Below are 15,465 nucleotides of genomic sequence, written 5' to 3' on the forward strand. Positions count from 1 at the left end.
GCCCCTTCGGCGCCGGTGCGTCAGCCGCTGTTCGTCGACAGGACGGACACGTCCTCCAGCAGGTGCGCCAGCGCACCGTCGCGCTTGGCGTTGGTGGAGTTCTCCGCACACTGCTGCTGCTGGTGGTCCGACAGGATCGGGATGTCCTGGATCGGGATACCGATGAGCGCGCCGACCCCGATGGGCAGGTCGTTCACGGCGATGCACGGCTTGTTGAACGAGCCCTGGATCAGAGCCATCTGCGGGCTCATGTTGCCGTACGTGGACGAGTTGCCGAAGCTCTGCATCGCCCCGTTGCCGTTCACGGCCGTCGGGCCGCTGTCGTCGCCGACAGCCAGCGCCTGCGGGGCCGCGGCAGCGGAGGCTCCCATGACGGAAGCGGCAATCGCCGCAGTGGCAATAACCTTCTTGATCACTGACCAGTCCTTTCTGAGGAAACCCCGTCCTCCGGAGCGCTCTGGTCAACTGCACGGGCGGTGCATGGTTTCTCCCCATCACTCTGTCAGCCCATGCCAGGACAGTTTGTGTGTTCTTCGTTCCCGGTGATTATCAGGGGTTCCGGGCGCTGCGGGCCAACCGGGTGAACACCCGCAACCAATCATCCGGAGCCGGGTTGATGAGGCCGTAGGACATGCGTCGCTACGAGGAAAGGAACGCGAAGTGCTCAAGAAGGCAATGGTCGCCGCGGCAGCCGCCGCTTCTGTCATCGGAATGTCGGTGGCGGCTGCTCCCCAGGCTCTTGCCGTCGGGGACGACTCCGGGCCGTCCGTCGCCAACGGCAACGGCGCCTCGTCGTCGTTCGGCAACTCGGCGACCAAGGGCGACATGAGCCCTCAGCTCTCGCTGGTCGACGGCACGCTCAACAAGCCCTGTCTCGCCGTTCAGGACCTCGACGTCGGTGTCGCCGCCCTCATCGGCGTGGTGGTCCAGGACATCCCGGTCCTGTCGGACCACGTCCAGCAGCAGTGCGCGGACAACTCCACGAACAGCAAGCGGGACGGTGCGCTCAACCACATCCTGGAGGACCTGTCGGTCCTGTCTGCGAACGGCGACTGAGCCGTACCGTACGCAGTCCGGGCGGCCCACCGTATGCACGGCGGGCCGCCCGGCCGTATCTGTCCACTTTTCGTGGGGCAATCGAGTGAATTCCCCCACCTCGTACGTTGTTCAGTTTCTTCGGCTGTCAATTCCTCGTTTGCAGGCTGCAGGTCATGGTGGGCATGACCGCAGAGAAGGGAAAGTTCATGAAGAAGAGCGCTGCTGTCGTCGCGGGCGCGATCATGGCTCTGGGCATGGCCAGTCCGGCCATCGCCGACTCGGGCGCCCAGGGTGCCGCCGTCGGTTCCCCGGGTGTCCTCTCCGGCAACGTGATCCAGATTCCCGTGCACATCCCGATCAACGTGTGCGGCAACACCATCGACGTGATCGCCGCCCTGAACCCGGCGTTCGGCAACGAGTGCGAGAACGACTGACGAGTAACGCACGCGCAGCATCGGCTGCGACCTGGCCGGCCCCGGGACAGCACCGTTCGTTCCGGGGCCGGCTTTTCCCACTTCTACCAGCAGGAAGACAACGAGATTGCGACAGACCCTGAGCAGGGGAATGGTCGCGGCCGCGGCTGCGACAGGCATCCTGTCCCTGTGTGGCGGCGCCGCTCTCGCCGACTCGTCGGCTGACGGAGTCACCAAGGGCTCGCCGGGCGCCGCGTCCGGCAACACCATCGAGGCACCGGTCGACGTACCGGTGAACGCCTGCGGCAACACCGTCGACGTAGTCGCCGCACTCAACCCGGCCTTCGGCAACTCCTGCGCCGACAAGGCGGACGCTCACGGTGGCCACGGTGACCGCGGCCACGGGCGCGACCGCCACGAGGCCTCCGGACGCGGCGGCGGCAACGACGCGTTCCCCGGACGCGGCGAGGACTGGTCCGACGGGAACGGCGGGGACCGGCCTCACGGAGACGGCGAGGGCTGGCCTCACGGAGACGGCGAGGACAGGTCCCGCGGTGACGACGAGGACCGGTCCTACGGCGACGGCGGCTACGGGGACGACGACGGTGGTTACGGCTACGGCGACACCCCGCCGACCAAACCCCCGCACACGCCCCCGACGAAACCCCCGCACACCCCGCCGACCGAGCCCCCGCACACACCCCCGCCGGGCGGCCATCAGTCGACACCTCCGGGCACGCCCCCGGGTGACCGGCACACCCCGCCGCCCCCCGGCGGTCACGAGCAGCCGCCCAGTCTCCCCGAGACCGGAGCCGAGGCCCTGCTCGGGGCCGCGGCCACCAGCGCCGCGCTGATCGTGAGCGGCGTCGTGCTCTACCGGCGAGGCCGGGCCGCGTCCCACCGCTGACACAGCGGGTGCCGGACGCAAGCGCCCGGCACCCGTGCAGCCAGTGGGATCAGCACTGGTCCGGGAAGAAGAAGCTGAGCAACGGGATGCCCAGCAGGGTCAGTCCCAGGCTGTCGTGCTCGTCGCACTCCCGGGAGGTCGACTGGTCGCTGACCTCGGGGAGGAGGTCCGCGTCCTCGGCGGCCGCGGTGCCGCCGAGGACGGCGACGCTCAGGGCCAGGCTGGAAAGCACCGTGGCGGTGCGCTTCATGTGGTTCATGGGAACAAAATAGACATTTCATAATAGAAACCGCGTACTTCTGCCGGGCCGGTCGAGTGAACCCCTCCACTCGAAAGCCTCAGCGCCGGTGGCGCGCATGCCTCTCATATGACTGGGTGTCAGTAAGTGGAGGAGAACGCGAGAGGGGCGGCCCATGGCCACACAGCAGCGGCGCGCACGGTCCCGGCGGCTGGCATTCGTCGCGGCGGCGGTCGCCGCGACGGCGGCGCTGACGGCCGGTCACCCGGTCGCCGCGGGCGCCGGACCGGTGCGGTCCGCCGAGCCGCCCGCACCGGTCCCCGCCACCACACCGGCCGCCTCCGCCACCACCCCGGCCGTCTCCGCCGCCACACCGACGGCGCCCGCCGCCCCGGCCGAGTCGTCCGCGACGCCGACTCCCGCCGCTTCCGCCGCGGACGTCCCGGCCTTCGGTGCCTACCTCGACTACGGGCCCCGTGGCGTGGCGCGGATGGCCCAGCTCAGCACCTGGCTCGGCGGTGCCGAACTGCGCGTCGGGCACACCTACCTGCCGGGCGACCGCTGGAGCAACATCGAGGGACTCCCCGGCTTCCTCGACGTGTGGGCCAACTGGCGGCGCGAGCGGGCCGACCGGCTGCTCGTCCTCAACGTGCCCATGATGGAGCGCAACGAGGAGGGCGTCTCGGACTGGGAGGTGCGCCGGCTCCTGCGGCAGGGCGCGGAGGGCCGGTTCGACCACCACTTCCGCAAACTCGCCGAGCGGCTGGTCGAGCTGGGGGTGCCGGACACGGTCCTGGTGCTCGGCTGGGAGATGAACGGCATCACCTACACCCACCGCTGCGGGCCGGACCCCGAGGCCTGGAAGCAGTACTGGAACAGGATCGTCACCACCATGCGCTCGGTGCCGGGCCAGAAGTTCCGGTTCGACTTCACCCCGAGCCGCGGCCGGGACGCCGTTCCCTGGACGCAGTGCTACCCCGGGGACGAGACCGTCGACATCATCGGAATGGACGCCTACGACCAGCCGCGCGGCATGTCGTTCGACGAGCAGGTGAAGGAACCCTACGGGCTCCAGCACCACGTGGAGTTCGCCAGAGCCCGCGGCAAGGCCATCTCCTTCCCGGAGTGGGGACTCTTCCGCAACGGCGACAACCCCGAGTACATGAAGCGCATGCTCGCGTGGATGGACGAGCACAAACCGCTGTACCAGACGCTCACGGACTACTGCCCGCACGGGGTGTGGCAGTGCGACGACAATCCCCGGGCCTCCCAGATCTACCGGTCCTTCCTCTTCGGCCGCGACGACGGCCCGGACCCGGCTCCTACGACACCGGCCCCCACGACCCCGGCCCCCACCCCTCCGATTCCCTCCACCCCGGCCCAGCCCCAGGCACCCGCCCCGGAGCGTCCGGCGAACTGCTCGCCGCTGAGCCTCGGCGACTGGGTCGAGTACTGGATCGGCGGCAAACTGTGCCTGCGCCTCGACTGGTGGTCACGGACGAAGTAGCCGAGACGCCGCCGAGGTGCCCGGTCAGGACCCGCCGCGTCCCCGCAGGCGCCGCAGCAGCTCCTTGCCCCGCCTCCGCGCCGCCGCGTCGCACAGTGCCGCCGTCAGCAGCGGTGCCGTGCGCCGCCGGGCCAGCAGCAGCCGCTGGTTCACCGCCGTCCGCGGACGCCAGTGGTGCTTGTAGGGCTCGTTGCCGCGCAGCAGACTCAGCGTCGCCGGCGTTCCGTCCTTTGTGTGGGTGACGGTCGAGTCGAGCAGCATCGCCGCCACGTCCGCCTTGCGCTCGCGCAGCCCCGGATGGGCGCCGTACAGATAGCCGCCCGCGAGCCGGGGCGACAGCAGCGTCACGTCCACGGCCACGACCTCGTCGTCGAGCCGGAACTCGGTGACCACCGCGTTCCCGGAGCGGACCATCGGGCCCACCGACCGCACCAGATGCTCACGGAACCGGCTCCGCAGATGCTCCGACGTCACCTTCCGGCCCTGCCACTGCAACCGGTGCAGCTCCAGCAGCCGCAGCAGGGCGCTCTCCACCTCCCCGGGGGAGACGACATGGCGCTGGATCCCGAGCGTGTCCAGTCTGCGCAGCTTGGCGCGCAGCCGCTGCTGGGTCTTGGACGGCAGCCGGGCGATCAGCTCGTCCATCGGCACGGCCGGCAGTTCCAGGCACACCGAGTCGTTCACCCGGCTGCGCGGCCCGGCCCACCGTTCGTAGACCTGTTCGGCCGCGCCGCCCGGCCGTACCTCGCGCAGGTCGATCAGCGCGGCCCGGGCGGCGGCCGCGAGCGCGTGGGTGAGCGCGGCCAGCGCCCCCTCGCCGTGCTCGTCGTCCAGCAGCACGTCCCCGTAGTCGGAGATCGCCCCGCCGAGCGGCACCAGCGCCGGCAGCGGGCGCCGTACGCGCATCAGCGGCGCCGCCGCGACGAGCGCACCGCCGTGCCGCACCAGCACCAGCCGAAGCCGGCCGCGCCCGCCGTACGACTGCCACCACGAGTGCAGCCACGCGTGGCTCTGGAACGGGGTCGCTGAGCCACACCGCCGGTGCAGCCGGTCCCAGTCGGCGGCCAGGCCCGCGAAGGCCCGCTCGTCGGTGACCAGTTGGGCCGCGTAGGTCACAGCTGCCCGTGAGTGTCGGCGGCGACGGCCGGGCCGGGCACGGCGGCGGGGCGCCCGGTGCGGTCGGCGACCCGCCGCGGCCGGACCAGCAGCGCCAGCCCGCCCAGCAGACCGCCCGCACTCGCGCCGACCAGGCCCGTCACCCGTGCCGAGGCGGACGACGGCTCGGTGGGCTTCACCGCCCTGGCGAACTGCTGGAGTTCCACGTGGGTGGAGCGCTCGGTGTCCCCGGCGTGCCGGGTCAGCGCACGGGCCACGGCGTTGGCCATGTCGGCGGCCGCGTCCGGACGGGAGGAGGTGGCCGTGACCGACACCATCGGCGCGTCCGGCGAGGTCGCCGTCCGCACGCTCTCCTGCAGGGTCCTCACGGGCACGCCCGCCCACACCTGGGCGTCGCCGAGCACCGCGAGCTGCGGGGCGACCCGGCCGTAGGCCTGGGCGAAACCGAGGGCGGTGGCGGTGTCGGACTTCTCCGTCGGCACGGCGACGACATAGCTGGTGGCCGTGTACGCCGGCGTCCTGACCAGGCCGTACGTGCCGCCGAGCAGACCACCTGCGACGGCCCCGGCCGCGAGCAGTGACCAGGGTGGCAGAGCCCTGGTGAGGGCGGTGACCTGACGGTGCTGCCTTGCGGGGATGTCGGTCATGAGGTGCGGGCTTCCTGGAGGGAGGTGGACAGGGGGCGGGAGACCGCGGCGGCGTACACGTCCATGAGCCGGGCGGCGCTGCGGGTGATGCAGTAGTGGCGGGCGGCCTCGGGTGCGGTGCGCGGTGCGGGGCCCTGCCGTCGTACGTCCGTCAGGGCGCGGGCGTAGGCGTCGGGACCGCCGGTGACGCGCCGGGCGGCGGGCGCGGCGGACGGCGGCAGGTCCTCCAGGGCCGGGCAGGAGGCGTAGAGCACCGGCAGGCCGGACGCCAGGGCCTCCACGATCGCCAGGCCGAAGGCCTCCTCCGGAGACGGCGAGGCGAGGACGTCCATCGCACTGGTCAGCGACGGCAGGTCGGGGCCGGGCGTGCCGTCCGGGACGCAGGGCCGCTCGCCCGTGAACAGCACGCGGTCGGCGACCCCGGCCGCACGGGCGGTGCGGCGCAGCACGTCCTCCTCCGGGCCGCCGCCGACCAGCAGCAGCCGGTGGTCGCCGGGGAGCTGCGCCAGCGCGCGGACGAGCACGCCGAAGCGTTTGCCGGGGGCGAGCCGGCCGACGGCGCCGATGACGTAGGCGTCGTCCGGCAGGCCGAGCCTGCGGCGGGTGTCATGGCGGCGGGCCGCGTCGAAGCGGAAGCGGGCCACGTCGATCCCGTTGGGCACGACCTCGATGCGCGGCCCGGGCACGCCCCAGCGCCGCAGGCGCTCGGCGACCGTGGGGGACACGGCGACCGTGGTACGGCCGAGCCGCTCGCCCGCCAGGTACAGGGCGCGCACCCCGGCGTTCAGCGGGCGGCCCTCCATCTGCGAGTCGCCGAGGGAGTGCTCGGTGGCGACGACCGCCCGGACCCCCGCGAGGCGCGCGGCCAGCCGGCCGTAGAGGCAGGCCCGGTAGAGGTGGGTGTGCACGAGCTGGTAGCCGCCCGAGCGGATGACCCGCACCAGGCGGGGCAGCGCGGCCAGGTCGCGGTTGCCGGCCATGCCGAGGTCGAGGACCCGCACCCCGTCGGCGGCGAGCCCCGCGGCCACCGCGCCGGGATTGGTCAGGGTGACGACGTCGCAGTCGAGGGGCAGATGCCGCAGCAGCAACCGCAGTTGCTGCTCGGCGCCGCCCACGCCGAGGCCGGTGATGACGTGCAGGGCCTTCACCGCGGCTCCTCGACGGGTCGGCGGCGCAGCCGGTGCAGCCGGTACTTCAGGAACAGCCGTACGGCGGTGTCGTTCTGGCCGATGTGCACCCGGGGCAGGGCGTGCGGGCCGCCGAGCGGGCCGGGGTCGATGGCGCAGGCGTAGGCGTATCCGGCGTCCCGGACGGCGTCCACGGCCCGCTGGTCGAGCGTGCCGTACGGGTAGCAGAAGCCGGCGGGCGCGGCGCCCGTCAGCTCGGCGAGGACGGTCCTGCTGCCCTCGGCCTCCGATCTCAGGGTGACGTCATCGGCCTTGGTCAGGTCGACGTGCGTCAGGCCGTGCGAGCCGATCTCGACGCCTTCGGCCGCGGCCTGCCGGACGCCGTCGGCGGTCAGCAGCCGCTTGCGCGGGCCCAGCGGGTCCCAGGCGTTGTCGCCGCCGAGCCGGCCCGGCAGCACGAAGAGGGTCGCGCCGCAGTCGTGCCGGCGCAGGACGGGCAGGGCCTCGGAGACGAAGTCGGCGTAGCCGTCGTCGAAGGTCAGCCCGACCAGATCGCGGCCCTCGCCCCGGGCCCGGGCGGCGAGCAGCTCGGCCATGGACACGCCCCGCAGCCCGCGCCGCCTGAACCAGCCCAGCTGCCGGTCCAGCCGCTCGGGCGTGACCGTGACGCGGTAGGGGTCGTCCGTGGGGTCGCCGACGGAGTGGTACATCGCGATGAACAGGACCGGACCGGGTCTGGTGCGGGTGCGGGTGTCCGGGGAGTCAACGGGAGCGGTCATGAGGGAGCCTTCGTGAGACGGAACGGAGGGATTCCAGCGCGGTGACGCAGCCCTGGTCGCCCAGGGCCCGGCCGAGCAGGAGGAAGACGGCGCCGATGGTGAGCGCGCCGGCGAGGAGGGAGCAGACGGGAGTGGAGACCTGGCTCGCGGCCCAGACACCGGCGGGCGTCGCGACGGCCGCCGCCCCCACGGGCCTGCTCAGCTCGGCCAGCACACGGGGGATGCGGAGGGGGATGCTGCGCGGGCCCATGCCGGCGAGCAGCAGGGCGGCCGTGACGGTGATGCCGGCGGCGTTGGCGGCGGCGATGCCCATGACGCCCCAGGGGCCCACCGCTCCCGCCCCGATCCCGGCGGTGACGGCGAGACCGACGGCCATCGCGCCGAGCGGATACCAGGTGACGCGCCCCGCCGAGAAGTACGAGCGGATCAGGGCGCCGACCAGGGTGTGCGCGAGCAGGCCCAGGGCGTACACGCGCATCACCCGGACCGTGGCCGCCGTGTCCTGGGCGGTGAACGCGCCCCGCTGGAAGAGCAGTTCGACGATCTGCGGAGCGCAGGCCACGACGACGGAGGCACCGGCCAGCATGACGCACGCGGCCAGGGCCAGGTCCCGCTCGACCCGGTTGCGGGCCCGCTCGGTGTCCCCGTCGGCCAGGGCGCGTGCGACCACCGGGAAGGTGACCGTGCACAGCATCAGTGACAGGGTCATGGGGATCTGGGCGATCTTCTGCGCGTAGTTCAGGTGCGAGATGGCACCGGAGGGGAGTGTGGAGCCGAGGAACCGCTCGACCAGCACCTGGGACTGCCGGCACAGCGCGAACAGCAGCACGGCGGCGAGCAGGGCGACCCCCATGGGGCGGCCGCCGCTCTCCGCGCCGGTGGACCCGGCCACCGGCCGGGCCCGCAGCAGGCGCCACAGCACGGGCAGTTGCGCGACGACCATCAGACAGCCGCCGATCGCCACCCCGGCCGCCGCCGCGCGCACGCCCCACCGCGTGCCCAGGACGAGGACGCAGGTGATGATGCCGGTGTTGTAGGCGACGTAGATGGCCGCCGGGGCCAGGAACCGGCGGTGGGCGCGCAGGGCCGCGCTGCAGTACCCGGCGAGGCCGAAGGAAAGCACGCAGGTGGCGGTGAGCCGGGTGCAGTCCACGGCGAGTGCGGGGTCGGGCAGGCCCGGCGCCAGGACGCGCACGACCTGCGGGGCGAAGGCGGCCAGCAGCGCGGCGACGGCGGCGAAGGCCAGCGCGAGCCGGGGCAGCGTGCCGGCGACCAGCGTGCGGACCGGGTCGCCGGGGGCGCCCTGCGCCCGCCGGGCCAGGGCCATGCTGAACGCCGGGATCAGCGCGATGGCCAGCCCGTCCTCGATGAGCAGCGTGGCGGCGAACTCGGGCACGGTCCACGCCACGAGGAACGCGTCCGTCGCACTCCCGGCCCCGAACATCCGGGCCAGCGCCTGATCGCGCACGAGCCCGAGCAGCGCCCCGGCGAAGGAGAGGACAGCGGTGATGAGGGTGGCCCGGGCGAGGAACCCCCGGGTGACCGGGGCGTCCGCCGGGGAGGGGTCGGGGGCGGCCGGTGCACCGTCGGCGGCCGGAGCCCGCGGGCCCACCGAGGGGTGAGCGCCGAGCGGTGCACCGGAGGCAGTCGAGGACCGGGGGCCGCCCGACTCCCTGCCGACGGCCACAGCCGGTGGGAGGGCCGGAGGTTCGTGTGCGGCCGTGGCCGCGGTCGAGGCCACGGCTTCGGGGAGGGCCGGAGGCTGGTGCGGGGTGGAGGCCGTGGGGGCGGGGGCCGGCTCGTGCGGATCGGTGGGCACAGGTTGGGGCGGGGTCGTGGCCGTGGGGGTGGGCACAGGTTGGGGCGGGGTGGTGGCCGTGAGGACGGGGACTGGCTCCTGCGGATCGGTGGCCGTGGGGGTGGGCACAGGTTGGGGCGGGGTGGTGGTCGTGGAGGTGGCGCCCGGTTGGTGCGGGGTCGTGGTCGAAGGGGCGGCCACGGGCTCGTGTGGAGTCGCCGCCCGTGGGATGGACGGAGGCGTCGTGCGGGGGACCGTCGTCCCCCCGGCCGTGTTCGTCTGTTCGGGCGTCACCGTCATCGCGTCGGTGCCTCCTTCGCCAGGGGCAGCGCGGCCGGACCGGGCCGGTCTCGGCCGGTCGTCGCCGGGGCGGCCGCGTCCGACAGGCCCCACCACGCCGTCAGCCCGAAGCACATCGCCGTCAGGACGGTCGACGGGCCGCCGATGTCCGCGTAGGCGAAGTCCGTCAGCTGCCAGACCAGCAGGCCGCAGGCGACCAGGCCGCAGTCGAGGCCCGGTGCGCGGGCCCGTCGGGTCCGCCACAGGGCACGCACCGCACACAGCAGCAGAGCCAGCCAGCTGCCCACCAGCGCCAGGAGCCCGATCAGCCCCTGCTCGGCCAGGACGAGCAGGTACATGTTGTGCGGGGAGAGCAGCGGCTGCTTGCGGAAGGCCGCGCCCGCGCCCTCCGTGTCGCTGCCCGCCGAGAGGGCCAGCGAGGCGTGCGAGTCCCGGTGTTCGGGGAAGCCCTTCAGACCCACGCCGGCCAGCGGGTGCTCGCGCCACATCCCGGTCGCCGCCGCCCACATGGTGTACCGGTCGGTCACCGACTGGTCAGGGGCGTCGGCGACCTGCGTGATGCTGCCGATCCGCTCCTGCAGCATCGCCGTACCGACTCCGAAACCGCCCACCAGGATCACGCTCGCAGCGACCACCACCGCCCCGGCCGCGAGCGCCCGCCGCAGCCCGACCAGCAGGAGCTGCACCGCGCACGTCACCGCCGTCGCGATCCACGCCCCGCGGCTGAACGACAGCGCGAGCGGCGGCAGCAGCACCAGCGCGCAGGCGAGGGCGACGACCCGCTGCCGCACCGGCGCACTGCCCAGCGCCAGCCCCACCGCGCACACCAGCCCGAGGGAGACGACCGTCGCCATCCCCATCACGTCCTGCGCCCCGAACGTGCCGACGGCCCGCACCGGCCGGCCCTGGTACGAGGCACCGGTCCCGGTCGCGTACTGGTGCACGCCGACCGCCCCCTGCCACACCGCGAGACCCACGAACGACCAGGCCAGCAGCCGGAAGTCACCCCGGTCCCGCACAAGCAGCAGCACGGCGGCCGGGACCAGCACGAAGACCTGGAGATAGCGGCCGAGGCCGGTGAGTCCTTCGCCCGGCGACACCGCCCCGAGGGCGGCCACGGCGACGCCGAGCACCGGAAGCCCCAGTACCAGGGCCGCCGTACGGGACAGGGGCCGCCGCCGCTCCCGTACGAGACGGACCGCGCAGAACAGCACGGCCAGCGCGGACACCGCGTCGGCGGGTCCGGCACCGCCTTCGCCGCCCGGCCCCAGCGGCAGGGCGAGCAGGACCACGACGGCCAGCAGCGCGAGGACGGGCGCGAAGGCCCCGACCCGGGTCATCCGCGCTCAGCTCCCCGTCGGACGCACGAGCGCGGCCGCCGTACGCAGCAGGATGCACACGTCCTGCCACAGCGACCAGTCGTCGATGTACGCGTTGTCGAACCGGGCCCGGTCCTCGATCGAGGTGTCCCCGCGCAGCCCGTGCACCTGGGCGAGACCGGTGATACCGGTCCGGACCCGGTGGCGGGCGGCATAGCCCGGGTGGGTCTGGCCGAACTTGCCGACGAAGTACGGGCGTTCCGGCCGCGGCCCCACCAGGCTCATGTCGCCGCGCAGCACGTTCCACAACTGGAGCAGCTCGTCCAGGGAGGTGCGGCGCAGGAAGCGGCAGAACCACGGCATCTGGCGGTCGTTCGCCACGCTCCAGCGGGTCGCCGACTCGTGCGCGTCGACCGGGCGGTGGGTGCGGAACTTCAGCAGCGTGAAGGGCCGCCCGTGCCTGCCGATGCGCTCCTGCCGGAAGACGACCCCCGGCCCGCCGCTCAGCCGCAGCACCACCGCGCACACCAGCAGCAGCGGGCTGACCAGGAGGAGCAGCGCCCCCGACACCACGACGTCCAGCGCCCGCTTGCCGGTCCTGCCCGACTGCCCCGTCCCGAGGTCCAGGCGACGGCAGGAGAACCCGGCGAGCCGGTCCCCGGTCCGGTACGACGGCACGTCCGGGTCGATCTCCCACACCCTGCAGCCCGACTCGGCCAGTGCCCGCAGCAGCGGCCCCTGCCCGGCCCGCATGCAGGGATGCACGGCCAGCACCTCGCGCACCCCGTTCTGGACGATCGCCCGCTGGACCTCCTCGCCCGTGGTCAGCACGGGCAGGCCCCCGGTGCCGTCCGGCTCGTCGGCGACGACGCCCACCGGCCGCACCCCGTCCCGCGGATGACGCAGTACGGCCGCGGCCACCCGCTGCGCGGTCGCGGCGGGCCCGACCACGAGCGCGGCCCGCGGCCGGTGCAGCAACTCGGCGCGCCGGCAGGCGTGCACCGCGCCCCGCCCCGCGCAGCCCGCCGCGGTCTGGAGCAGGAAGCCGGCGAGAAGGGTCGAAGCGGAGAGCACGTGCTGCGGGGTGTACGCCGCCACGAACGCCGCGAGTGCCAGCCAGGCCACCGCGATCCGGCCGCTCACGGCGGGCAGTTCGTCGAGCACGGCCGGCACGCGCCCGGGCCGGGGCGGACGCAGCAGCAGCGAGGCGGTCACCAGCACCGCCAGCAGCAGCGGGTGGCGCTGGGTCCCGGACAGCGCCAGCCCGCCCAGCACGGCGGCGGTGCCGTCCGCGGCGAGCAGGGGCAGCCGTGACACGGGCCGGGCCGGCGGGCGCCGGTCGGGGAAGCGGAAGCCCGCCGTGGGGCCGCGCGGCGGCAGGACCGACACGGGCGAATAGCCGGGATCCCGCGACTGCCCGGCAGGAGTGGGAACGGTGCTTTCCGCGGTCACGAGGCGACAGACTCCCTGCGCTCGGTGGACACGGCGTGCGCGGCCAGGAGTTCGCGGTACACGTCCGCGACCGCCTGAGCCGTGCGGCGCACGTCGTGCGTGGACAGGACGTGCCGGCGCCCCTGCTCGCCGAGCGCGGTGCGCAGCGGCCGGTCCAGCAGCAGCCCGGCGACGGCCGCGGCCAGTGCCGCCGGAGCCAGGGCGGGGACCAGACAGTGCGGCACGAGGTCCGGCGGCAGGCTCTCCCGGGCCCCGCCGACGTCCGTCACCACCACCGGCCGCCCGCACGCCATGGCCTCCAGCGGGGCCAGCGCCATGCCTTCCCACCGCGACGGCAGGACCACCAGATCCGCCGCCTGGTACCAGGGCACGACGTCGTCGACGTCCCCCGCGAACAGCACGGAGCCGGGGGCCAGGGCCCGCAGCCGGCCGTGGTCCGCCCCGTCGCCGACCAGCACCAGTCGCGCCCCGGGCACCCGCCGCAGCACGGACTCCCACGCCGTCAGCAGGACGTCCTGCCCCTTCTGCCGGCACAGCCGCCCCACGCACACCACGAGCGGCCCGCGCCGACCGCCGTCCGGCAGCAGCCTGGCCCGTACCGTGTCCGCGTCGGCCGGACGGAAGCGCTCGACGTCGATCCCGTTGGGGACCACGCTCCACCGCCCGCGTACCCCGGCCTCCGCCCCCAGCCGGCGCTCCGCCTCGCTCACGCACACCACCCGCGCCGCCCACCGGGCCCCCCGCCGCTCCCAGCCGCGCGCGAGGGCCGCGGTGACGCCGCCCACCGCCTCGAACGACCAGGCGTGCGGCTGGAACACGGTCGGGATGCGCCCTCGCACCGCGAGCCGCCCGGCCAGCCCGGCCTTCGCGCTGTGCGCGTGCACCAGACAGGGCCTTACGTCTTCGACGACCCGGGCGAGCCGCCGTGCCTCGCCCGTGAGCGACGGCCCCGGCGCACGCGTCGCCGCCCAGTGCCGTACGTCGGCGCCGAGCGCCGTGAGCCGGGTCGCGAGGGGGCTGTCGGGGCAGGCGACCGTGACGTGCAGTCCGGCGGCCAGCTGCGCACGGGCCAGGTCCGTCACGACCCGGGCGACCCCGCCCTCCACGGGTTGAGTGACGTGGAGGACCCGTGGCGGAGGGTCGGTCTGTGACAGGTGCATGCGCGGTATTCCTCGCTCACGGATGGCGCTCGGGACGGCGGGAACGCGCCTGAACTGCCGAGTGCCGACAGCGCCGAAGTGCACGCCCGGCGCACGCCGCGTCCCGCTGGGAAACGAGCCGGACGGCCACCTGGTCACCACCGCACCGGAGGGCTTCGCGGACCGTGGTGTCCTCCCTCGTCCCTGAGTGCGATGTGCCTGCTGTAGGGATGCGTTGAGAGGTTTGCGACTCTAGTTGCTCTCCGTACTTTTCCCCTGAAACCGGGCGTGTGTGTCGGAACGGTGAAGAGGGCCCGCCCGGTGAGATCACTCCTTTGGCGGCACAACTCGCGTGCACGCCACGCGTTGACACAGCGCCGGGCATCCGCCCGGATGTTTGTGTCAACCCCCAAGGAGCACCTCTCCATGTCGCGTATCGCGAAGGGCCTGGTCCTGACCTCCGCTGCCGCTGCCGCTGTCGCGGGCAGCACCGGCATCGCCGCCGCCGACAGCGGCGCGCAGGCCGCCGCCGCCCATTCCCCGGGCGTGCTGTCCGGCAACGTCGTCCAGGTTCCGCTGCACATCCCGGTCAACGTCTGCGGCAACACGGTCGACATCATCGGCCTGCTGAACCCGGCGTTCGGCAACGAGTGCGAGAACGACTGACGTCGCCTCGAAACCCTGACCGGCCGTTCTCCTGCGGGATCACGCGGGAGAGCGGCCGGCTCGCGTTGCCCCGAACGGGGGCGGGTGCGCGGCCCGGCGGACGGGGAACGCGCACGCCGCCTACCAGGGGGGACGCCGCGGCCCCGGGGACGCGGCGCTGACCTGGGGCGTTCGCTCGGTTGCGGAGCGTTCCGGCCGCTCGCACGGTGGGCACAAGATCCGACGCACCACCGAAAGGAACCCCCCATGCGTCTGCCCGCACGGCGAATCGCGACGTCCGCGCTCTGCGCCACGCTGCTGCTCGGGGTCACCGGGCCCGCGGCCGTGGCCGCCGACAGCGCATCGGCCCCGGAGCACGTCCACGCGGCGTCCCGGGCCCCCGTCCCCGACGCGGACGAACTGCTCGCCCAGGTCGAGAGCCTGGGCGACCTGGGCGGCGTCCTCGTCCCGGTCGCCGACCTGCTGACCGCAGTACTCAAGGCGGACAACGGCCAGCTGCCGCCTTCCCAGGCTGCCGAACTGAGCACCTCGGTGCAGGACGCCATCGACCAGGCGACCGCGACGGCCCCTACCGCGCCGGGCGCCGCACCCCAGAACAGCCCCCTGCCGCAGGCCAGCACGCTGCCCGCCCCCGTCGAGGACGGCGCCGAGCTGCCCGAAGGCCTCGCGGCCGAGGCCCTGACCGCCCTGGAGAAGTCCACCGACGGGCTGGTCAAGGCCGTCACCTCCGGCGACGCCGCCCAGGTCGCCCCGGCGGTCGACGACGTCGTGGCCGGGATCGTGAACGCCGTCGCCGCGACCCTGGTCGGCAGCCGCCTGCCCGCCCCGGACCTGGCCGGCCTGCCCTCCCTGCCGAAGGCCCCCTGAGCCGCCCCCGCTCACCCGGTCGTCGTGCCGGCCCCCGGACCGGCACGACTTCTGTTCAGCGACTCATATGACGTTCCGGCGACGGGGTTTCCGCTCCGCACAGGCATCGTTAGGCACGGCGTCCGAATTCCCCGCCGGTGACATCCGTCGCC

16 protein-coding genes are annotated in these 15,465 nt (G+C 73.9%); 6 read left to right on the forward strand and 10 right to left on the reverse strand.

All coding sequences use genetic code 11. The features are described from left to right. Nucleotides 1–20 precede the first annotated feature (20 nt). Nucleotides 21–416 carry a rodlin gene (locus ACFY9S_RS01555; RefSeq protein WP_391121328.1) on the reverse strand — a complete coding sequence of 132 codons (396 nt, stop codon included), beginning with the start codon at nt 414–416 and terminating at the stop codon, nt 21–23. A gap of 244 nt (nt 417–660) precedes the next feature. On the opposite strand from ACFY9S_RS01555, the gene ACFY9S_RS01560 reads away from it, so the two are divergent. The 3 genes from ACFY9S_RS01560 to ACFY9S_RS01570 all read left to right on the forward strand — a co-directional run bounded on the left by ACFY9S_RS01560 (nt 661) and on the right by ACFY9S_RS01570 (nt 2,358). Next, on the forward strand, nt 661–1,056 hold the full coding sequence (locus ACFY9S_RS01560) for a rodlin (protein WP_107455060.1): 396 nt from the start codon (nt 661–663) through the stop codon (nt 1,054–1,056). 188 nt (nt 1,057–1,244) lie between these two features. Next, nucleotides 1,245–1,472, forward strand: a complete 228-nt coding sequence (locus tag ACFY9S_RS01565) for a chaplin family protein (RefSeq protein ID WP_391122896.1) — start codon at nt 1,245–1,247, stop codon at nt 1,470–1,472. A 106-nt stretch (nt 1,473–1,578) separates the two neighbouring features. Continuing rightward, nucleotides 1,579–2,358 carry a chaplin family protein gene (locus ACFY9S_RS01570; protein WP_391121331.1) on the forward strand — a complete coding sequence of 260 codons (780 nt, stop codon included), beginning with the start codon at nt 1,579–1,581 and terminating at the stop codon, nt 2,356–2,358. A gap of 49 nt (nt 2,359–2,407) precedes the next feature. Here the strand turns inward: ACFY9S_RS01570 and ACFY9S_RS01575 are convergent, their stop codons facing one another. Then, nucleotides 2,408–2,617, reverse strand: coding sequence for a hypothetical protein (locus tag ACFY9S_RS01575; RefSeq protein ID WP_391121334.1), 210 nt, complete (start codon nt 2,615–2,617; stop codon nt 2,408–2,410). Between the two features lie 154 nt (nt 2,618–2,771). Here ACFY9S_RS01575 and ACFY9S_RS01580 point away from each other — a divergent pair, with 154 nt between their 5' ends. Next, nucleotides 2,772–4,103: a glycosyl hydrolase gene (locus ACFY9S_RS01580; protein ID WP_391121336.1), complete on the forward strand. Its 1,332-nt coding sequence runs from the start codon at nt 2,772–2,774 to the stop codon at nt 4,101–4,103. Between the two features lie 24 nt (nt 4,104–4,127). On the opposite strand, the gene ACFY9S_RS01585 is transcribed toward ACFY9S_RS01580, so the two are convergent. The 8 genes from ACFY9S_RS01585 to ACFY9S_RS01620 all read right to left on the reverse strand — a co-directional run bounded on the left by ACFY9S_RS01585 (nt 4,128) and on the right by ACFY9S_RS01620 (nt 13,801). After that, nucleotides 4,128–5,219: a GNAT family N-acetyltransferase gene (locus ACFY9S_RS01585; RefSeq protein WP_391121339.1), complete on the reverse strand. Its 1,092-nt coding sequence runs from the start codon at nt 5,217–5,219 to the stop codon at nt 4,128–4,130. Then, on the reverse strand, nt 5,216–5,866 hold the full coding sequence (locus ACFY9S_RS01590; RefSeq protein WP_391121342.1) for a lipopolysaccharide biosynthesis protein: 651 nt from the start codon (nt 5,864–5,866) through the stop codon (nt 5,216–5,218). The genes ACFY9S_RS01585 and ACFY9S_RS01590 overlap by 4 nt, the downstream gene beginning before the upstream one ends. Continuing rightward, the gene (locus ACFY9S_RS01595) at nt 5,863–7,014 is read right to left on the reverse strand and encodes a glycosyltransferase (protein WP_391121345.1); all 1,152 of its coding nucleotides are present in this window, start codon (nt 7,012–7,014) and stop codon (nt 5,863–5,865) included. The genes ACFY9S_RS01590 and ACFY9S_RS01595 overlap by 4 nt, the downstream gene beginning before the upstream one ends. Continuing rightward, entirely contained in the window at nt 7,011–7,772 is a 762-nt protein-coding gene (locus tag ACFY9S_RS01600; protein WP_391121348.1) for a polysaccharide deacetylase family protein, read from the reverse strand. Before ACFY9S_RS01600 ends, ACFY9S_RS01595 begins: the two co-directional genes overlap by 4 nt. Then, on the reverse strand, nt 7,756–9,459 hold the full coding sequence (murJ, locus tag ACFY9S_RS01605) for a lipid II flippase MurJ (protein ID WP_391121351.1): 1,704 nt from the start codon (nt 9,457–9,459) through the stop codon (nt 7,756–7,758). Before murJ ends, ACFY9S_RS01600 begins: the two co-directional genes overlap by 17 nt. 407 nt (nt 9,460–9,866) lie before the next feature. Beyond that, a complete protein-coding gene (locus ACFY9S_RS01610) occupies nt 9,867–11,210 on the reverse strand; it encodes an O-antigen ligase family protein (RefSeq protein ID WP_391121354.1) in 1,344 nt (447 codons plus the stop codon). Nucleotides 11,211–11,216: 6 nt separating this feature from the next. Beyond that, on the reverse strand, nt 11,217–12,641 hold the full coding sequence (locus tag ACFY9S_RS01615) for an exopolysaccharide biosynthesis polyprenyl glycosylphosphotransferase (RefSeq protein ID WP_391121357.1): 1,425 nt from the start codon (nt 12,639–12,641) through the stop codon (nt 11,217–11,219). Then, complete coding sequence (locus tag ACFY9S_RS01620; RefSeq protein ID WP_391121360.1) at nt 12,638–13,801, reverse strand: glycosyltransferase; 1,164 nt, start codon at nt 13,799–13,801, stop codon at nt 12,638–12,640. The genes ACFY9S_RS01615 and ACFY9S_RS01620 overlap by 4 nt, the downstream gene beginning before the upstream one ends. 405 nt (nt 13,802–14,206) lie before the next feature. Between ACFY9S_RS01620 and chpG the strand changes: the two genes are divergently transcribed. Then, the gene (gene chpG, locus ACFY9S_RS01625; protein WP_030838293.1) at nt 14,207–14,446 is read left to right on the forward strand and encodes a chaplin ChpG; all 240 of its coding nucleotides are present in this window, start codon (nt 14,207–14,209) and stop codon (nt 14,444–14,446) included. Between the two features lie 246 nt (nt 14,447–14,692). Next, complete coding sequence (locus ACFY9S_RS01630; protein WP_391121362.1) at nt 14,693–15,313, forward strand: hypothetical protein; 621 nt, start codon at nt 14,693–14,695, stop codon at nt 15,311–15,313. Nucleotides 15,314–15,465 lie beyond the last annotated feature (152 nt).

The organism is Streptomyces sp. NPDC012474, assembly GCF_042955185.1.
Taxonomy (GTDB): domain Bacteria; phylum Actinomycetota; class Actinomycetes; order Streptomycetales; family Streptomycetaceae; genus Streptomyces; species Streptomyces cahuitamycinicus.